At 40.5% G+C, this 17,231-nt stretch carries 14 protein-coding genes and 1 pseudogene; all 15 read right to left on the bottom strand.

All coding sequences use genetic code 11. From position 1 onward, the window contains the following. Positions 1-128: 128 nt before the first annotated feature. Complete coding sequence (locus NLX82_RS19790) at positions 129-539, bottom strand: DUF4304 domain-containing protein (protein WP_254348868.1); 411 nt, start codon at positions 537-539, stop codon at positions 129-131. A 61-nt stretch (positions 540-600) separates the two neighbouring features. Then, positions 601-912 (bottom strand): annotated as a pseudogene (locus tag NLX82_RS19785) (DNA modification methylase); the annotation flags it as partial. 508 nt (positions 913-1,420) lie between these two features. Continuing rightward, positions 1,421-2,428 (bottom strand): HNH endonuclease, encoded by a 1,008-nt coding sequence (locus NLX82_RS19780; protein WP_254348867.1) that lies wholly within the window; start codon positions 2,426-2,428, stop codon positions 1,421-1,423. A gap of 11 nt (positions 2,429-2,439) precedes the next feature. Further along, entirely contained in the window at positions 2,440-2,769 is a 330-nt protein-coding gene (locus NLX82_RS19775; protein ID WP_254348866.1) for a nucleotide pyrophosphohydrolase, read from the bottom strand. 237 nt (positions 2,770-3,006) lie between these two features. Further along, on the bottom strand, positions 3,007-3,210 hold the full coding sequence (locus tag NLX82_RS19770; RefSeq protein WP_254348865.1) for a hypothetical protein: 204 nt from the start codon (positions 3,208-3,210) through the stop codon (positions 3,007-3,009). Positions 3,211-3,639: 429 nt separating this feature from the next. After that, on the bottom strand, positions 3,640-4,071 hold the full coding sequence (locus NLX82_RS19765; protein ID WP_254348864.1) for a hypothetical protein: 432 nt from the start codon (positions 4,069-4,071) through the stop codon (positions 3,640-3,642). 107 nt (positions 4,072-4,178) lie between these two features. Then, positions 4,179-4,550 carry a hypothetical protein gene (locus tag NLX82_RS19760; RefSeq protein WP_254348863.1) on the bottom strand — a complete coding sequence of 124 codons (372 nt, stop codon included), beginning with the start codon at positions 4,548-4,550 and terminating at the stop codon, positions 4,179-4,181. A gap of 292 nt (positions 4,551-4,842) precedes the next feature. Continuing rightward, positions 4,843-5,313, bottom strand: coding sequence for a DEAD/DEAH box helicase (locus tag NLX82_RS19755; RefSeq protein WP_254348862.1), 471 nt, complete (start codon positions 5,311-5,313; stop codon positions 4,843-4,845). Positions 5,314-5,399: 86 nt separating this feature from the next. Next, entirely contained in the window at positions 5,400-10,112 is a 4,713-nt protein-coding gene (locus NLX82_RS19750; RefSeq protein WP_254348861.1) for a fibronectin type III domain-containing protein, read from the bottom strand. Positions 10,113-10,130: 18 nt separating this feature from the next. Further along, entirely contained in the window at positions 10,131-10,487 is a 357-nt protein-coding gene (locus NLX82_RS19745; RefSeq protein WP_254348860.1) for a hypothetical protein, read from the bottom strand. A 620-nt stretch (positions 10,488-11,107) separates the two neighbouring features. Beyond that, positions 11,108-11,515 (bottom strand): prepilin peptidase, encoded by a 408-nt coding sequence (locus NLX82_RS27800; protein WP_367995892.1) that lies wholly within the window; start codon positions 11,513-11,515, stop codon positions 11,108-11,110. Between the two features lie 19 nt (positions 11,516-11,534). After that, positions 11,535-13,862 (bottom strand): CARDB domain-containing protein, encoded by a 2,328-nt coding sequence (locus NLX82_RS19740; RefSeq protein WP_254348859.1) that lies wholly within the window; start codon positions 13,860-13,862, stop codon positions 11,535-11,537. A gap of 18 nt (positions 13,863-13,880) precedes the next feature. After that, positions 13,881-14,813, bottom strand: a complete 933-nt coding sequence (locus NLX82_RS19735; protein ID WP_254348858.1) for a copper amine oxidase N-terminal domain-containing protein — start codon at positions 14,811-14,813, stop codon at positions 13,881-13,883. A 151-nt stretch (positions 14,814-14,964) separates the two neighbouring features. Next, a complete protein-coding gene (locus NLX82_RS19730; protein ID WP_254348857.1) occupies positions 14,965-16,056 on the bottom strand; it encodes an RNA-guided endonuclease InsQ/TnpB family protein in 1,092 nt (363 codons plus the stop codon). Between the two features lie 475 nt (positions 16,057-16,531). Then, complete coding sequence (locus NLX82_RS19725) at positions 16,532-17,218, bottom strand: CpaB family protein (protein WP_254348856.1); 687 nt, start codon at positions 17,216-17,218, stop codon at positions 16,532-16,534. Between the last annotated feature and the right edge of the window lie 13 nt (positions 17,219-17,231).

Below are 17,231 nucleotides of genomic sequence, written 5' to 3'. Positions count from 1 at the left end.
TAATGCTTTTTAGGCAGCCAATTAAATATTTTCAATAGATTGGAATTCTCTTGGAACTGTATACCTATCTGGACTCCGTTCTCTCGCCATGTTACACAATCACCAAGAGGCGGTCTCATTAAATCATTTCATTTTGTAAAAGGAGCTGTCTTCTCCCAGTATCGATCAGCTTCTGAAAAGTGATTTATAACATCACTTGCTACCCTAACGTAGATATTGTCACCAGGCCTAGAATCGTCATAACGGAACCAATTGCCATTGTTAAGTCTCATACGATTATCAGGATGTAAATCATGTGCCGTAACTTTGTTAGGTGGTTTCTTCTCCCCCCAAGAACATGTGAATCCCTCTGAAGAGCAAACCGCGATCTCAATAACGAATCCACCGCCATACTTATCAAATTGGAATGTTAAAAGTTCAATCTTTTCTTTATCAATTTTCCGGAAGTGTGGAAAAGATCCTTTGAATCCTTTATGTCTAAGAACAGGTATCACTATTTCCTTTAAAGAACTGATCATAGTATCTCTTTCGATTGACATACCAGACCTCTATTCGTTAGTGTTAAGCCAATTATAAACTATTGGCCAAACTTTCAAAGAATCATTTTAATACATAGGTATCAACACACCATAGCAACATTGAATTAATTCCTGTAGCCTCCTGATACCGCATCTTAATTACATAACAAAAGATCGGGCCGAGCTCCAATGTTCGGCATGTCCGATCCATCTGCTCACAAGTCATAAGCGTAAAGTCGCTGCCGCCAAAGAAATAGACAACCACATTCCCTTTACCTGTTATTGGAATAGCCAGGTAAAGGGGCGTCTGAGTGGGATGAACATACTTGTTTGTTCCATCCCCCCGTGAAACTTCCCATAGCGTCTCAGGCAGCGATCCCTCAACGGAAAAACCACCTGAAGATCAACACGAGGGTTGTATGCTGCTGTGTTGATTTGCTCTATCGGTAATACTCTGATTTCCACTTGTGAATGCTCCTCTCTGAATATTTTTTTAATGCTCCACAACCAACTGCCACGCCGTTCCGATTCTTAGTGTGTAGAGAATAAAAGGGGGATGAGTAACAATGTTCACAAGTATTATGATTTTTGCTTTACTTCAAGTTCTGCTGTCTAAAACTATACCGGCAATCTGTACAGTTCTAGTTGCTTGGTTAGCAATTAAAAAAGAACTGGTTAAAGCTAAAAACTCATAAAAAACAAAGAGGACAGACCATGACGGTTTGCCCTATATATGTGTTAAATTATTTCCAAGTCTGAGTGAGATTCATAAATATTCGCGAGCCTGTCAGACGACACCTTTAACCTAGTTGGACTCAGTTTTGACAATAAGACACTCCCAAGGGCAGGCTCTAAATGTTTATCATATAAGAACAAAAGAAAAAGCACCCGAAGGGCGCTGTTTAATTAATCGCATAGAATCCATATAGATCTTGTAACGAGATATCAATTTCTACATTATTTCGTAACAGATCATTTCTTTTATTATAAAGTATTTGAAGCAATTCTTTTTTCTCATTTTTTCGTGCAAGATGAATCTTTCTATGACACAGTGGGCATAGTGCCACGACGTTGCTCTCTGTATCAATTGATGTTGTAAATTCATTCTGAAATTTCATAGGTATTAGATGGTGTGCCTCAACGTAGAACTCTTTGCTAGCATCAGAAACAAACGTAATATGTGACTGGTCAATTTCACATTTAAAATTAGCTTTTTTTAATGCAATCTTTGATATTTTTGCACTTCGTGGCCAAGCTTCCATGCCATTTATTTTTTTAGGGTTCTTCCTCCGTTGCTTTATTTCTGGAGAATCGATAGGTATTTTACTAAAATCAGATTCTAATGAGGTTTGAAAATTATTCTCTTCGAGATCATCCTCAGAAAGTATAAATTTATTACTCAAATCATCAACTAGTTCATCAAGGACTGTATAGCGCCTCATCCTGATACCAAGTTTTTCTTTATCAATATTGCTGAATCCTTGCGGTGTAAAATTAATTTTATAACCGAAATAAGCAGAGAACACTTCTTTAGGGATACTTACCTCTTGTAAATCTTTTAAAAAGTATATATACTCCCACGTTCTTCTCTTTGTATCTTCCCCCCATACATGCTTTGCAACTTCCCTATTATGTGTTTTGCACAAAACTTTTGCGTAGTATGTAAACCCCTCTTTGGTATAAACCAACATACCGTCATTCGACTTAAGCCTACTCCACCTTTTAATATTTTGGTCTCCGGGAACAGCCCCCCACATGTGAACGTACTCATTAAGACCATAAGTAGTTAATGTCGACTGAACTTCAGGTTCCAATTTATCGAACAAATCTGCAATTCGATAAGGCACCGCTACTGTTTCATCGTAGTGTTTACGTGCATTTTTGTCACAAGCCGTGAAGTAATAAAGCATTAAACTTCCCCCTATAAATCAGTGTATTTCTTATTTAATCCATATGATTTCTCTATAGGGTACTTATCGGCATTCTTTTGAATTTTGTTTCGAATTGTAGAATCAACATCAATGTTCAAATCATGACACAGCATTAAAGAGTAAATGATCACATCAGCAATTTCATCTTTCATTTTTTCATAATTCTCTTCCACGGCTGCCTCGCTACTCTTCCACTGGAATAACTCCAGAAGTTCACTCGCTTCAAGATTTAACGATATAGCCAGATCCTTAGGATTATGAAATTGTTTCCAATTCCTATCTTCTCTAAACGCAATAATTTTCTCAATTAGTTCTTCCAATACTCTCACCTCAATACATTATTTCGACAAAAGGTGACTTTTTCCTTTTATTAATAATAAAGATGCATTTATGTTGAGTTGGTTTCCACTATTCGGGTGACAGGCTAACAGTCTGTCAGAGCGTGTGTATGCCCTCTCTGCACTCCTTTTAGCATTCCTGAGTATAGGAAGAGCACTCAAAATGGCTCATGTTTTGTCGTATGAGGGCAAAAGAAAAAGCACCGCAAGGGTGCTAAGTTAATTAAGAAATTGAATACCCCAATAATATAAAATGACCAAAACACCAGCACTCGCTATGATTCCGGCCAATGTTTTTCCCAGTATTTTTTTAATGGAGATACACACTACACCCCATAAAATTATGGCAATGATGAGTATTAACAATTTGTTTCCTCCTACAGCACCCCAGATATCAACATTTGCACCTTCAAAAACATTCAAAAAGATTCCTCCCTAGCTTTTGTCTAATTCCAAAATTCTACATTCAGGAAGGTTTATCCTCTTTAACATATGGACGTGGACGTAAGCAAAACTGCTTTACTCCATCCCATCTCCCCCAAGCACAACCTTTACATTTTTTCGGCTGTTTTGATGGTCCTTTAAACGGGAGCAAAATTCTGCTTCTTCTTCAAGACTAAAATCCTTTCAAAAAGCAATAAATAAGCCACCCAAATGAGTGACTTGTATCTGCCTATGTATTTATAGCACCAAAATAATACAGGCGCTTATTTAAAACCCTAAAAAAAGCCGTCAAGCTAATAGCAGCTTACGTTTTTTTGCTTTATCCTAATCATCGTCTCACTCTGGCATTCTGACCTATAAACCTTCTGCATCTTGATAAGAATACCAGGCTCATTTTCAAGCACTTCATTAAGCATTGTAGCTGATAATAGGATTGATCGCCGGGGAGTATGAATCAACAGTGACGATTTCAAATGTGGCATCCTTATACAATGGTTTCTGAATATTTTGGAGGTCAATAATCTTCAATGCATTTTCTTTCGCTTCCTTTATATCGCGTCCAATTCCGCCCAGGCGAAAATTTGGCAAATAACAAATGACTCCGTCATTCTCTTCACTACTCTCAATTAATGCATCATACTGCTTTCCTGCAATTTCCAATCTTTCGAAATGAGCTTCGTATAAATTAGATTTATCTAAATTCGTAGGTACAAGTTCAAGTGCATTAACCTTAGCATCTTCGATATCGCGTCCCATGGTATACTGCCGGATGGTTGGAATGTAGCAACTGCAGTTCTCTTTATTTTGCTCATACAAAAAAAATAAATTTATCTTTTTCATGGATTTATCCTCCTAATTTTCAGATCATCAAAACAAGGTTATCTTGGATAACCTATAGGAAGAAATGAATCTCTAGACTCATTCCCTCTTAAAGCATCCAAAATCAATTAAACAGCCATATAATACTGTAATTGTTCCACAACATCTTCATAGTGATTGATTGATTTCATTTCCCCCGTAGTACGGTTACATACAAAGAGCGATGTATTTATATCTCCCAGATCTTCTTGTAACGTTTCCAACCAATTTTGTTGGAATTCAATTATAGTTTCCACTGAGTCCAGCGGAAGCAGATGTGTTCCAAAATCATAAACAAACCACGCGAACGTATTGTAATGCTTAATTGAATCAGTATCCCCTTTATAAAAATCAGCACGGAACTTTTCTTTCGTAATCATTCCATCTACGATCTGACTCATTTTTTTGACTAGGTGTTCATAATGATCTTTATTACTCTCTTTCTCTTTAAAAATGCTCATGTATTTCCATCCTTCCAAAACAAATTTTTAGAACCAAGCAATAATAGACAAAAAAGCCATGGGACGCAAAAAACACCCTACTAGGTGTCATGATCCCATGGCTAAATAAGCCTACATATATGTGTTGAACCAAAGAAGTCCAAATCTTATCTTCGTCAATTCTTATCGACAAAGAAAATCAAATGCTAGTTAATAATCTATTTTTACCATACCTTGGGGAAGCAGTCAACCTACATTTCTACTTCTTTCTTTTATACACTCATAAAACCTTCTGTAGTAAGAACTAAAGGTGTTAGATTGACAGCAGACTGGGGGGCATAGTCAGGGCAATAATGACATCCTCCTCGATACAAGTATCGATGTGACTCCCCTCAAGAGCAGCATCTATAGTCTTTGTATGTGGTGTCATTTCACGAGCTTTTGTTTTCATAAGTAGTATATAGCGAAGATTCGCATTCTCCATCCGTAGAATTTCTTGAACACGCGGAAGCTCTATCTTTATAATTTGATTCATTAACGGGATGGTATGCGTACAAATAACTACCTTTTTATTGTTTTGAACGGCCCACTTCGCTGCCGGCAATAAGTATCCTAATGATTTTCCTGTCCCGGTCTCTGCTTCCAGAAGTAAATGAAGTTCCTCTTCCAAACATTGTCCTACTTTTGACGATATCTGTATCTGTGGAGCTCTAGGGGAGTATCCTGGAACAAGCTTTGATAAGTGGCCGCCTTGTTGAAATGCCCTATCAATAACGCTTTGCATAGATCAAACCTCCTTGTTAGTTCTATAGTTTATGTAATGTAAAGGGGAACACTACATTCCCCTTCACAGAAAAAGGCTGCTTGATACTACTTATTTTTTTTAAGCAAATTGTATATGAGCTCAGCTGCTTCGGCTCGGGTAATATCCTGCTTCGGCCGGAAGCTGCCATCCGGATACCCTTGTACAAGGTTGTGCTCTGTTAGGCCTAGAACATCTTCTCTTGCCCACTCAACAATTTTTGAAGAATCAGAATAAACATTAACCTCCTGCGCTGGCGCAGATCTAACTACATTGTTGGTCATTTTCGCTGCCTGTTCACGGTTGATAATCCGATCTGGAGCGAATACGGTCTTACTAAACCCACGAGCTACTTCATCTTTAATAGCGGTCTTAAGCGGGTCAATATACCATGCAGTTTCGTCTATATCCTGAAAGGTCAAATTTACTAGTGGTTGAGATTCCAAATCAAGGGCTCTTACTAACATCGAAGTATACTCAACTCTGGTTACGGGCCGACTTGGTTCAAACGTCTTGTCTGTTGTCCCTTTTACGATCCCCATGTCTGCTAGCTCATTTATCTTATCTCGATTGAACGTACGATCGATGTCGTCAAAATGATTTTTCTTCTTGTTTTCAACAGCAGGTTTCTCTTCAACAGGTTGGATTTCTTCTGGTGTTTTATCTAAGGTAACGGGAGAAACTACATTGCTTTCAATCGTTTCGGGTTTGCTGCTAGTCTTCTCAGTAACCGTTTTGATTTCGGTACGTTTTCCCTGGCTATTTTCTGCCCATAGATTTGCACTATAAGTTCTACCATCCTTCAAATCCGCCCAGGTAAATCCACGGCCTTTACCTCGGTACAATTCCTCATCCTTCTCTCCTGTGAGGACAAAGATATCGTTTTTATGGTCCGATTGCCATTGAATTTCAAATTCATGCCGCGTTGTATCTCTTTTCGTAATAAAGAAGTCCGGAGATGGGAGAGTTTCCTCCACCACTGATGTCTTTGTGGCTTCCCCACTGGTATTCAAAGGAGCTACAGATATTTTGTATACCGTGGAACTATCCATTTTATCCAGGTCATACTCCAAGTTCGTTGTGTTGCCTACAAAAATTTCATCCCTATAGATATTGTAGCTATCTGCACCTGTTGTTTCGGTCCAGCTTGCTTTCATACCGGTATCCGTCACATTCTTAATTAATAAGGTTCCTTCTGCAATCGTGCTTGGCAGCGCACGGTACGTAAATGGTGTTATTTCCCCAATGCCGCTACCGTTAGCAGCCTGTACACCAAATCCATATATCACTCCAGGTTGAATCTCGGAAAGAATGATACTATTCGTATTTGTTTCCTGTTGCTGATCCATATCCCTACGGGTTACTAGATAATGGTTTGCACTTTGGGTTTCATCCCAGCTTAGCTTGATTTGACCATTACCAGTCTCTTTTACTTTTACATTTTGTACTTGTGAAGGGATAGTCAGCATCTTACCTGTTGTTGGAGGACTGAATCCGCCACTATTTCCGCTACTCACTGAAAAATCATAATTTGTCCCACCAGATAATCCAGTAACTTTTAGCTTAGTTTCAGTGCTGTAATAAACTTGGCCATCTATTTTCACCTCGTAAACCGTGGCACCATGTGCTGGCTTCCACATAAGAGTTGCACTATGCTCACCGATATCTGCAACATCAGAAAGCGCTACGGATTCTGGTGCAGTCAAAGCAGTGATAGTATTGTCTTTTCCTACACCACTTCGGTTAAATGCCCGTATTTTGATTTTTACAGGAGTACCAGGCGGCAAACCTTCGAATGTATACTGATTGAAACCACGAGGAAGGCGAATATCTGAATCGTCATTTACATTAAGTAAATAGCCATCCGCCCCATTTACATCATCCCAGCTCACACCAACGGAATAAACATCGCTGCTTACACGGGTCAATGTTGTAACTTGGCCTGGTAATGTAATGATACCTAGTTTTGAGTAATCGCCTGCCCCCGTTTCATTCACAGCTGACACTCCATAGTTATATTCTGTCCCAGGACGAAGGCCGATGTCGCTATACTCGGTGTAGACATCTTGGTATACAGATGCTTGGTCTCGCTCCAACTCGTAATAGGTTGCAGTCGTAACTGTATTCCATTTCAGATCTATCCCATCTTCATAAACAGTAGCTTCTCGGAAACCTCCGGGGGTGTCTGGTAGGCTCAAAAAGGAAACGTGCTTCATTGCCCCTTCTCCGCTCGCATTCACTGCTGAAGCTGAGATATCATACATTCTTCCAGGCTCAAGACCAGTTATCGGATTATAGACGTCCTGAGTTACCGTATCCTTAAATATGATTTGGCCAGTCTCTACGTCAGTTGCAGCAATATTATATTGATCAGCGGAATACACTGGCGTAATGTCAGCAGTGATCCGCGCAGGTGTACGAGAAACGGTATGCAGCTGGATATTCTCCGGGGCATCAGGCAGTGTTAGCACACTAACGCGGTTCGAATAGGCATTGTTCCCCACATGATTAATAGACTGGATCTCATATTCATATGTGTGGCCGCCCTGCAAGCCAGTATCCTGGTACGTATTCGTCGGATGACTGACGTCCCACATCTTTCCTGTTGTTAAATTCCGAACTGTATAGGTGTACCCATCGGTCAAACCAGAAGGTAATGTCCACTCTAAATCGGCCTCGGAATTTTTGACAGATAGCACAGACAATGTCACTGGCTGCGGTTGGTTCTGAATCCGCATCACCTGACTCGTTGTTACAAATGTATTTCCAGCCCGGTCACTTACTTTAGCGTGTACATACCACTCTCCTTCATCCACTATTCTTAAATGCATAATAGAATTATCTGCTGTATCCCAAACTGCAGGAGTATCAGAAGAGTTTGTAACTTTGTATTTCATGGTTGCTGGGTCTACTCCAGCATGTAGATCCTTATAGCTCACTTCTACATTGATAGGAGCATCACCCCAATCCCTTGAATCAGGGGTCATTCCAATGCTCGGTGCTTCCATATCGATATAGGATGTAATGAACACAGGATCAGATCGGTTTCCTGCGGCATCTACGGCTTGTGCCGTAATTTTCGTAATACCAGAATCGTTTATCGTTCCGGCAGAGCCGATTTGGTAACTACCTGAATTGACCTGATATTCATAGTGTATGTCAGAGGTGTCAGTCCCCCCCGAAATTTTGAACTGGATCGGCTTATTCGTATACGTAGTTGGTGCCGTCACTTCGGATACGGTAATCACTGGCACCGTTGGTTTAGTGCGATCAATCGTAACCGTTTTTGTAACGATTGGACTGGAGACATCCAAGTTGTTAATCGTTCTAGCTGCCAGTTCATGAACTCCTTCAGCTGTTAATATAAACGGTCCGGTGTACGTTACCCATGCTGCTATAGGGCTTGTCCGATACTGAGTTAGCTTAACACCATAAACAGGATCAGCCCCCGGTTCTAGTGACACCGTTATGTTGTTAGCAGTTGGCCCTATTTCATTTGGTTTTATTATTGGAGCCGCTGGCCCTTTTTTATCGATCGTTAACTCATTCTTTACTTCCGGGCTAACATTGCCAGCTTGGTCTATAGATCGAGCATATACGGTACTCTTCCCGTCCACTTGAACCGGAAATGAACCATCGTATTCCTTCCAATCCTGACCTATTGCCCCGCTGATCCGATACTGCGTATGAGCCAGTCCAGATAAGTCATCGTTGCCTGGTTGGAGGGTTACAGTATATCCGTTTCCATGAGAACCCGCAGGATTGATCGTCGGTGCTGTAGGAGCTACTTTGTCGATATATACACTAATGGAAGACTCAGCACCTGTTCGACCATCGTTGTCCACTGTCCGGGCTGTCATGGAGGTTATGCCATGATTTTGGATATTGACTGGTCCGGTATAATTGGTCCAATCCTGATTGGTGGCTCCGGCAAGCTTGTATTGTGAACCACGTATACCTCCTCCGGTGTCTGCTCCGTGCTGTACCGTTACAGTAACATCCGTATTGACATACCCAGTACGACTTGCATAGAGAGCGGGTACTCCAGGAGGAGATCGATCTATGCGAGCGAGGGCCGTCACTTCAGAGCTGCGGTTATAGTTATAATCTACGGCTCTGGCATAAATCGTTGTGTTCCCCTCATTCGTGATTGTCAGACTATCACCCGATGTCCAGTCTTGGTTTGTTGCTCCCTCCAACCTGTATTCATATCCACGGAGTAGTTTGTCGTCAGTACTTCCGAAGATATTCACCTGCACATTTCCACGAGTGACTCCGTTTGGTGTCAATTGTATGGTCGGCTTTGTGGGCGGGGTATTATCGGTTGAATACGGGCCCTCGGTGATTTTTAACTGGATATTATAAAATTGAGAAGTCGATTTATTGGATTCAAATTTATAGTATCTTACGTGAGTTACTTCTGGATTTCTTGGATAAATTATAGTCCCGCCACTCGAACTCACTGTATTGGCGTATTTAAATATATTTTCACTTTCCTTATACCAAGTAATCCCATCCTGAGAATAATACTCAGTAATCCAGGTAAAGTCACCCGGTGCAGGTGGTGTATATACGGTAAATTCTCTTACTACATTAAAATCTTTACGATCAAATCCAGGTGCCCCTAAATCGAAGGTATAACTACTACCCACATTAGTCACTTTCCAACTTTGCCCTATATAATATGAAGCTGCTGCTGCCTTCTGTGGGAAAATAGGTACAAATGAGGCTATTAATACTAAGGCTAGCATTACGTTTATCCATTTATATTTGAATCGCAACTCATGCAATCCTCCTTTTTAACTCTTGTAATCCTTAAAAATGTATAGAAGAACTCCAAAAAATCCAGCTACAACACTAATACCTAACCAAAAAAACACTTGCCATTTTATATAGTCTAGGAGATACATTATCATTGAGTTAAAGCTTGTTTTGTCCTCTGTATTCAGAAAGTCCCGAGCTCTATTCCCGGCTTTAAACAACATCACTCCTATGACAATGGGAAATATTCCGATCAGGCCTAGATAAGGTATGGCTAAAGAGATAATGATAAGTAAGGCTAAAATTAGCACTCCGCCTACAATTAACATGAAACCTAAGTATCGGCTCCAAAATGAAAATCGTTCTAACAAGTTTTCACTTGTCTGGTCATCCAATCTTTATCCTCCTTCTCCGTCAAACTAAAGAGCATATTTAACGCTATCTAATTAATTAGTTAGCGATTAAAAAAATTATCGGTATCGATACCGAATAAATGAGTGAGAGCATATCATATTAAATATTTTCCGCGTAACCGTAAGTGTGAACACATTCCTTAAGTTGAAACAGGTCTGAAAAATCGTCGTGATAAGAGTTAAGACACCGTTTTTACCCCACTTTTCTAGCATCGTAAGATCAGATAAATCCCCATTTATTTTGGTCAGACTAATCGTTTCCCCATAGATATTGGCATGTCCAAGGGAAGTGAGTTTATTGATCGCTGCTTTCCGTGACCTCAGCAATGTATTACGATTTGCCCAGTATCCAATTAATATGGATGGTGAGAAATGAAGAAGAGTCCGTTCTTCGTTAATAGAGTACTCATACCAGCGATTTAATCTCTTCGAACTTCTTTTGGAGTTAACAAAATACAGTAAATTGAAGACCGTGACAAATAACACCATTAGAATCACTCGAACGTGGTCTAAAAGGCATAGTAACATGATATATAGTGCGAGATCTAGGAGCTTAAAAAGCACCTTCTGTGGTAAAAACGTTTGATTTCTCCTCCTCTTTTTTATTCAAGAAATATTCGTAGATAAACTATTACTAATTCACCAAAACATAGATAAGGAACGAAGGCAATGGGATTCAGGTTCTTCTTCATAATTCGATAGCATAAGACAAGTAGATTAGAAATGATGAGAACAAAAGTGGTTTCCATAAAACCCACTGTTAACCCCAACCACGCGATAAGCTGAATATCTCCTCCGCCCATTCCACTTTTACTAATTAGGGAAAGGACCCATAAAAAAACACCTATCGTTAATGCTGAAATAATATAGGAACTTATTGGACTTGGGGAATATACCAACCTCAATGCAATACTACCTAGTACAGAACAAATTACCCAAGATAGCGGAACTGTTCGGGTTCTTACATCCTGAATGCTAAAGATATAAAGAATACATACTGTGTAGGCCATTTGAATATATGGCCACATTTTAGCTCCTAGACCTTACATTTTGCGTATCATCATACATACCACCGAAAATTCTTATCTTGTTGGTAGTACATGCAATAAGTTTGCCTTTTGAACCTTCAGCCGTGACATAGACCTTAACGGTAACGTCACCATCCGACCAGTCCTTGTCCGTATAAACTTTACGTTCCATAACTTTAGTGCCATCTAAAAAGGTGCCTTCTATTTTGGGAAGCTCCCAAACGGCCGTTCCGGTGTTTCCACCACTTGTTCGTTCTAGCCTTATGGTTTTGATGTAATTGCCGCTACGATCATAGAACTTGGCAATAGCTTCACCTGGAGTAGGTCCAATATAGGTACCACCAATTGGGCGCGCAGTTTCGTTGAATCCTCTTGGTACTTTGGTTTCCCAATCTGTTGAATAATTCGTCGTGACCTTTAGCTCATAGCCATACCCTGCCCTAGTTACCTCGTTTGCTTTTAGCCCATTTTTCTTGGCATACGGAATAATGGCCCAGCTACCACGACTTTCCCGGTCACTTTCTTTTGGATGCAGCGGATCGGTTTCAATACCTTGTTTTGTATTGACTTGTGTACTTACGTTCAGATGCTCCGAGTAATTTACCCATGCTGTTGTCCAAAGAGGCCTGTTTACCTCAGCAATTTCATAGATATAACGGTACGGTATTGTCCATGAAGTTTTGGCAGTTGATTGATTGCTGGATGAATTACAATCAGAAGATGATCCTGAGTTGTTTGCAATAACCGTACACCCGGTACTTGCGATATTATTACCTGGATTTACGTCCGGTACCTCATTTACAGGATCTACTTGAACAGTTATGTTGTGCAGTCCAACTTCTCGCCCGGTCCAATTCACGGGTCCAACCGAAATTGGTTTATTTGCCGGCATATCCTTACGTACTTCATAAATCGTGTCATCATCAGCAGTAATACGGATCATAACCTGTTTTTGATCTTCTTCACTTACGTTTTTCACCTTCGCAATAATGCTCGCTTGGCTATTTTTTCCGATACGTGAAGGGGTGGCGGTTATAGATTGCGCAACTAGATCAATGGGCACAAGTTTTACCGTAAAATCTGCCTTGATCTCATTATTACGATAAGCTACATCGGGAACTTCTGTAGCTCTTGAAGGATGACTTGGATTGTTCGCAAATGCATCTACCGAAATTTTATATGTTCCGGGGGTTCGCCCAACATATACCTTGCCCAAATAATGACTAAACTCTTGTCCGGTTTTCACGGTTGCCGGGATTCCGCTATTGTACATTTGTTCAAATTTCTGAATTCCGGATTCAGGCCCTTTAACAGTAACTCGCGCAATGTTAGGAATTCCACGGCCATCAATATGATCTCCGGCTTTAAACTCTTCTCCAACATATTTCCACTTCAACCAAAGCTGGTTGCCTTCAGTTAGTGTTAACTTGGTAGGGATGTAATCCATCTCTTGCGGCATTTTGGGAAGATGAACGGATTTGATTGCAGTTCGACCATATCCATCATCTACAACGATATCAATGTCTTCCCCAAGCTGGTGTGCGAGCTCCTGATATTTCATTTTCAAGGTTTTACTTTGAGTAGCAGCTGACGTATGGATCAGCTTTCCTTCATTTAAACTAATAGCGTTTTTGAAATCTGGAAATGCTCCTTTTTTTGTAGCTACAATCCGTACATCACGCTCTGATACTCCATAGGTTTTCATTTCGACATTCAAAGAACCAGCTGCGGCCGTCGCTTTTAGCTCAGGCCACTTGGTTACTTCGTAGATCGCTTGCCGGTTGGTTTCACTTACCTTCTCGGTTGATTTAAATCGAATCCCCATCCGCTGTACTATTCCAGAAGTGCGGAGATATTCTTTCCGCAAAACTTTATAGTAAAACTCATTACCATCAACAAAGACAGGATCATCAGATGATTTTGTGAAAGTATCTCTGTAATACTTTTTCTGCTTGGTACTGATTGATTGGGAACTGATAATTTTATCAAAAAGATCCCCTAAAGCTGGTTGACTTTTATACACCAACCCAAATCCATTTTCTTTATCGAAATTCGGATCTTCTGCTTTCCTCTTTACATTAAAAACATCATAGTTATTAATCTTGGTCGATTTCCCGCCGTCGAATTTAAAAATACCTGTCCATTTAACTAACTCCCAAGGCCTGACTACTCTCTTGTTAAGTGCTGGTATATACCCATTTAAATCAGAACCTTGATTTCCGTACTCCCAACCTGTATATTTTTTCATCATTGCTTCTTCATCTGCCGCTGAAGCTATTCCTGCCCCAAGCAAAATGAATACAAAAACAAAAGCGAGAAATCCTTTCATTAACAATTCAACTCCAGCCTATAATGATTGCGCCATTTTAACTACTTCTGATAGCGTACCCACTGTACTAACTGATTTTTGGTTCCTTACAAAGTCATGTGCTACGATTACGTCATTTTTAAGATTTTTGTATTGACCTTTGAGAGAGTCTTCATTCTTATCTAAAAGCAGAGTATAGCTCTCAATGTAATCCTCTTTACCATAAATTCTTGCAAAATTGATACTACCTTTACCTTCAGGGTAAGTGTATTGTTTACCAGCCTTGAGATTTACCAACCCATTTTGAATACTAAGAAATTGAGCTTCAGACCCAGCCGGTACAGTGAATGTCACTTTTCCATTGGAGTATTTGATGTTATTTTTGAACAAATCCTGTCCCAAATCGGATTTCTTAGTGTCCCATTCGAAAGGCTTATTTCCAGTAGTAGTAGTTGGCTGTTCTACTGTTTTCTCATCAGGCTTTTCCTCTGGATTTTCTTCTGGTTTTACTTCAGGATCTTTTGGATCTACAGGAGTAGTAACCGCACCAGCCGTTGTAATTGTTACCAGGTATTTTTTGCTGTTCCAATCTACCTGTGCTCCAAGTGCTTCAGATACAAAACGCAGTGGTACATAAACACGTCCTTTTTGTAGGCGCGCCGGCACATCCAAGAAAATGCGTTTATCTCCGCTAGTAACAATCGAAGTATTGACCTTCATGCTGATATTTTTAGCACTTTGCTTGATCAAAACCGTGCGATTTTTGTAATCTACTTTGGCGCCCAGTGCTTCAGAAACAAATCTTACTGGGATCAGTACACGACTTTCCTCCAATAGCGGTTTTCCATCAGGAAAATTCACCTTTTTAGCATCAACAGTCACGGTAACTTCTTTACTTGCAGCAGAAGCTACTTGGCCCAGACTAGAAACAATCAAAATCATTGCGATTAACAACATGATATTTTTCTTCATTTTAGATTACTCCTTTTCTTTTCGTGGAATGTCACTTTCCTATTGGAGGTGACGACTCCCCCGTGTCTAAAGACAGGGGCTTCTCAGTTCATTGAACTTCGTAACCTTAGTTCTCCCTGATGGCTCCGTCCGAGCCTAATGCATTTGAGGGTTACGATGCTTCCCATTCTTCCAATGCTCGCTGCAAAATATTGCGAGCAGCGTTCACATCGCGATCCTCTACGTAACCACAGGAACAGCGATGAACACGAACCGATAGCGTTTTTTTCACAAACTCACCGCAATTAGAGCACATCTGGGACGTGTTTCGTGGATCAACTCGAACAACGACCCGACCAGCACTCTCAGCCTTGTACAGGGTGTATTGAACAAGCTGGTTCCATCCAGCATCCGCAATGCTTTTAGCAAGGTGATGATTCTTGAGCATCCCTTGCACGTTGAGGTTCTCGAAAGCGATAAGCCCGTATCGGTTCACCAGTTGCCTAGATACTTTGTGAGCATGGTTCTTTCGACCATTCGCAACCTTTTCATGGAGTTTGGCAAGTATTCGTATCGACTTCTTTCTTCGATTCGACCCACGCTGTTTGCGGGATACGCAGCGCTGCAACTGCTTCAGCTTTCGTTCTTTATAACGCAACCTTTTTGGGGCTTCAAACGTTTCTCCTGCTGAGGTGATGGCTAAATGTTTCAAGCCGAGGTCAATGCCCACTTGATCGGTTGAGGCAGGAAGGGTCTCCCCATTGACCACGCAGGAGAAACAAGCGTAATATTTTCCGTTCTTCGCCGTAATGGTGCACGTTTTGACCTTTCCCTGCGGTAGCCGATGCAGTTTTATTTTGACATCCCCAATTTTGGACAGCCGTAATTTGTTTCCATTGATGGTATGTCCACCTTGTGGGTAGGTAAAAGAATCGTAGCGTTGCTCGGGTTTGAACCTTGGGAATCCAGGGGCCTCTCCACTTTTCACACGGCGAAAAAAGGCTTGAAACGCCTTGTCCAACCTCTTAGCTACATCTTGTAGAACCTGAGAATACACCTGTTTTAAAGCTGGTACGTACTGTTTTCGTTCATTGAATGTACTCGCTTGGTCATAATAGTTTAAGCTCTTACCTTCCGCTTTATAGGCAATGACTCGCTCCGCAAGAAGGCGGTTGTACAGCAAGCGACACCGTTCGAGCGTAAAGTGAATGGCCACCTTTTGCTGTTTTGTTGGATAGAGCCGATATTTGAACGCAATAAGCAATTCCCTTCACCTACCTTTCATTTTGGGTTTCAAACTACTGCTTTACCGCTTTCCAACGACACATACATTTCCAAATGTCACAACGAAGAATAAATTGGTCTCTAGTAAGGGCAACAGAAGTCTCCTTACCGGGATTAGATTTACAGTGAAGTAAGTAAGAACTACCAACTGAAGAAACTTCTTGGTCAAAACTAGAAACAAGCAAATAATTGCGAAAAACTTTTGTATTACTTTAACTTTACGATATTTTGGAAGATATCGCTCGAAAAATGAAGCAACAAATTTTGACTTAAGAGAACCTCCTTCCATGCTAACTAATTAATTAGTTAGTTAGCACTTCTTAAGACACACTTTACAACAAAAAAAAGGGGGTGTCTAATTTTTAAACATATTTTGGAAAATAGATCATCGTGACGATCATACTGGCAGCTGGGGAAACTCATCACCTGCCAGTATGATCGTAGGCGATGACTTTCTACTTCGTTTTCACCCCTGCAGGACCCAGATAGATTTTCCCGTCCTCTTGGTACTGCACCAATTTCTTATAGACACTAATAGTTGGGGCATTAACAATAACCAAAGAAGTTAAAGAGCTTCGTCCATCTTGGCCAGGTTCAGTTCCTTCTGAATTTTCTCTTCCAACTACAACTAATCCGGCCAAATCAGGATCATCGTCTGGTCCAATCACGCGACCAGATCCGCCATCAGCCTTGATGTAAGCAACCGCATCAACGATAACTCCCGGTTTTATAAAACTACCAGTAGCTTGTGATTGATCAACTTTTATCCCTACAAAGTGATTTGGCTTTTTAAGATCCAAGGTTTCTCCAAACGTTGACTTGGCACTTGTTGTAATACCAGACTTAGATATGGGTTGATCCTTATAAAATCCAATGGCTGAAGTATAATAATTTTTCCCTTCAACATCATCCATATTTCGCACCGGATCACTTGGAAGCTCGCTTTTTACAACATCACGATATTTAAGCATGCCTTTCAGGTTCTGGTTAGGACCAATATTCTCTGTAACCACAACAACCTTTTCAGTCTCGGTGCTACTATTCACCATGTTTACAGCTATGAGCACTATAACACCGGATATAATCAGAGCTGAAAGAAATATACCTATTCTTCGTATTTTAGGGTTCCACAATTTGTTCACAACTTAATTCCCC

It is taken from the genome of Paenibacillus sp. A3M_27_13 (assembly GCF_024213315.1).
Classification (GTDB): Bacteria; Bacillota; Bacilli; order Paenibacillales; family Paenibacillaceae; genus Paenibacillus; species Paenibacillus polymyxa_B.
Note: the sequence above shows the minus strand (reverse complement) of the source record. Positions and strands in the feature narration are given on the sequence as shown.

Bases quoted from the DNA above. Each gene is read 5' to 3' on its own strand.
- NLX82_RS19765 (WP_254348864.1), bottom strand. From the start codon at position 4,071: ATGAAAAAGATAAATTTATTTTTTTTGTATGAGCAAAATAAAGAGAAC.
- NLX82_RS19735 (WP_254348858.1), bottom strand. From the start codon at position 14,813: ATGAAGAAAAATATCATGTTGTTAATCGCAATGATTTTGATTGTTTCT.
- NLX82_RS19740 (WP_254348859.1), bottom strand. From the start codon at position 13,862: ATGAAAGGATTTCTCGCTTTTGTTTTTGTATTCATTTTGCTTGGGGCA.
- NLX82_RS19780 (WP_254348867.1), bottom strand. From the start codon at position 2,428: ATGCTTTATTACTTCACGGCTTGTGACAAAAATGCACGTAAACACTAC.
- NLX82_RS27800 (WP_367995892.1), bottom strand. From the start codon at position 11,515: ATGGCCTACACAGTATGTATTCTTTATATCTTTAGCATTCAGGATGTA.
- NLX82_RS19760 (WP_254348863.1), bottom strand. From the start codon at position 4,550: ATGAGCATTTTTAAAGAGAAAGAGAGTAATAAAGATCATTATGAACAC.
- NLX82_RS19790 (WP_254348868.1), bottom strand. From the start codon at position 539: ATGTCAATCGAAAGAGATACTATGATCAGTTCTTTAAAGGAAATAGTG.
- NLX82_RS19755 (WP_254348862.1), bottom strand. From the start codon at position 5,313: ATGCAAAGCGTTATTGATAGGGCATTTCAACAAGGCGGCCACTTATCA.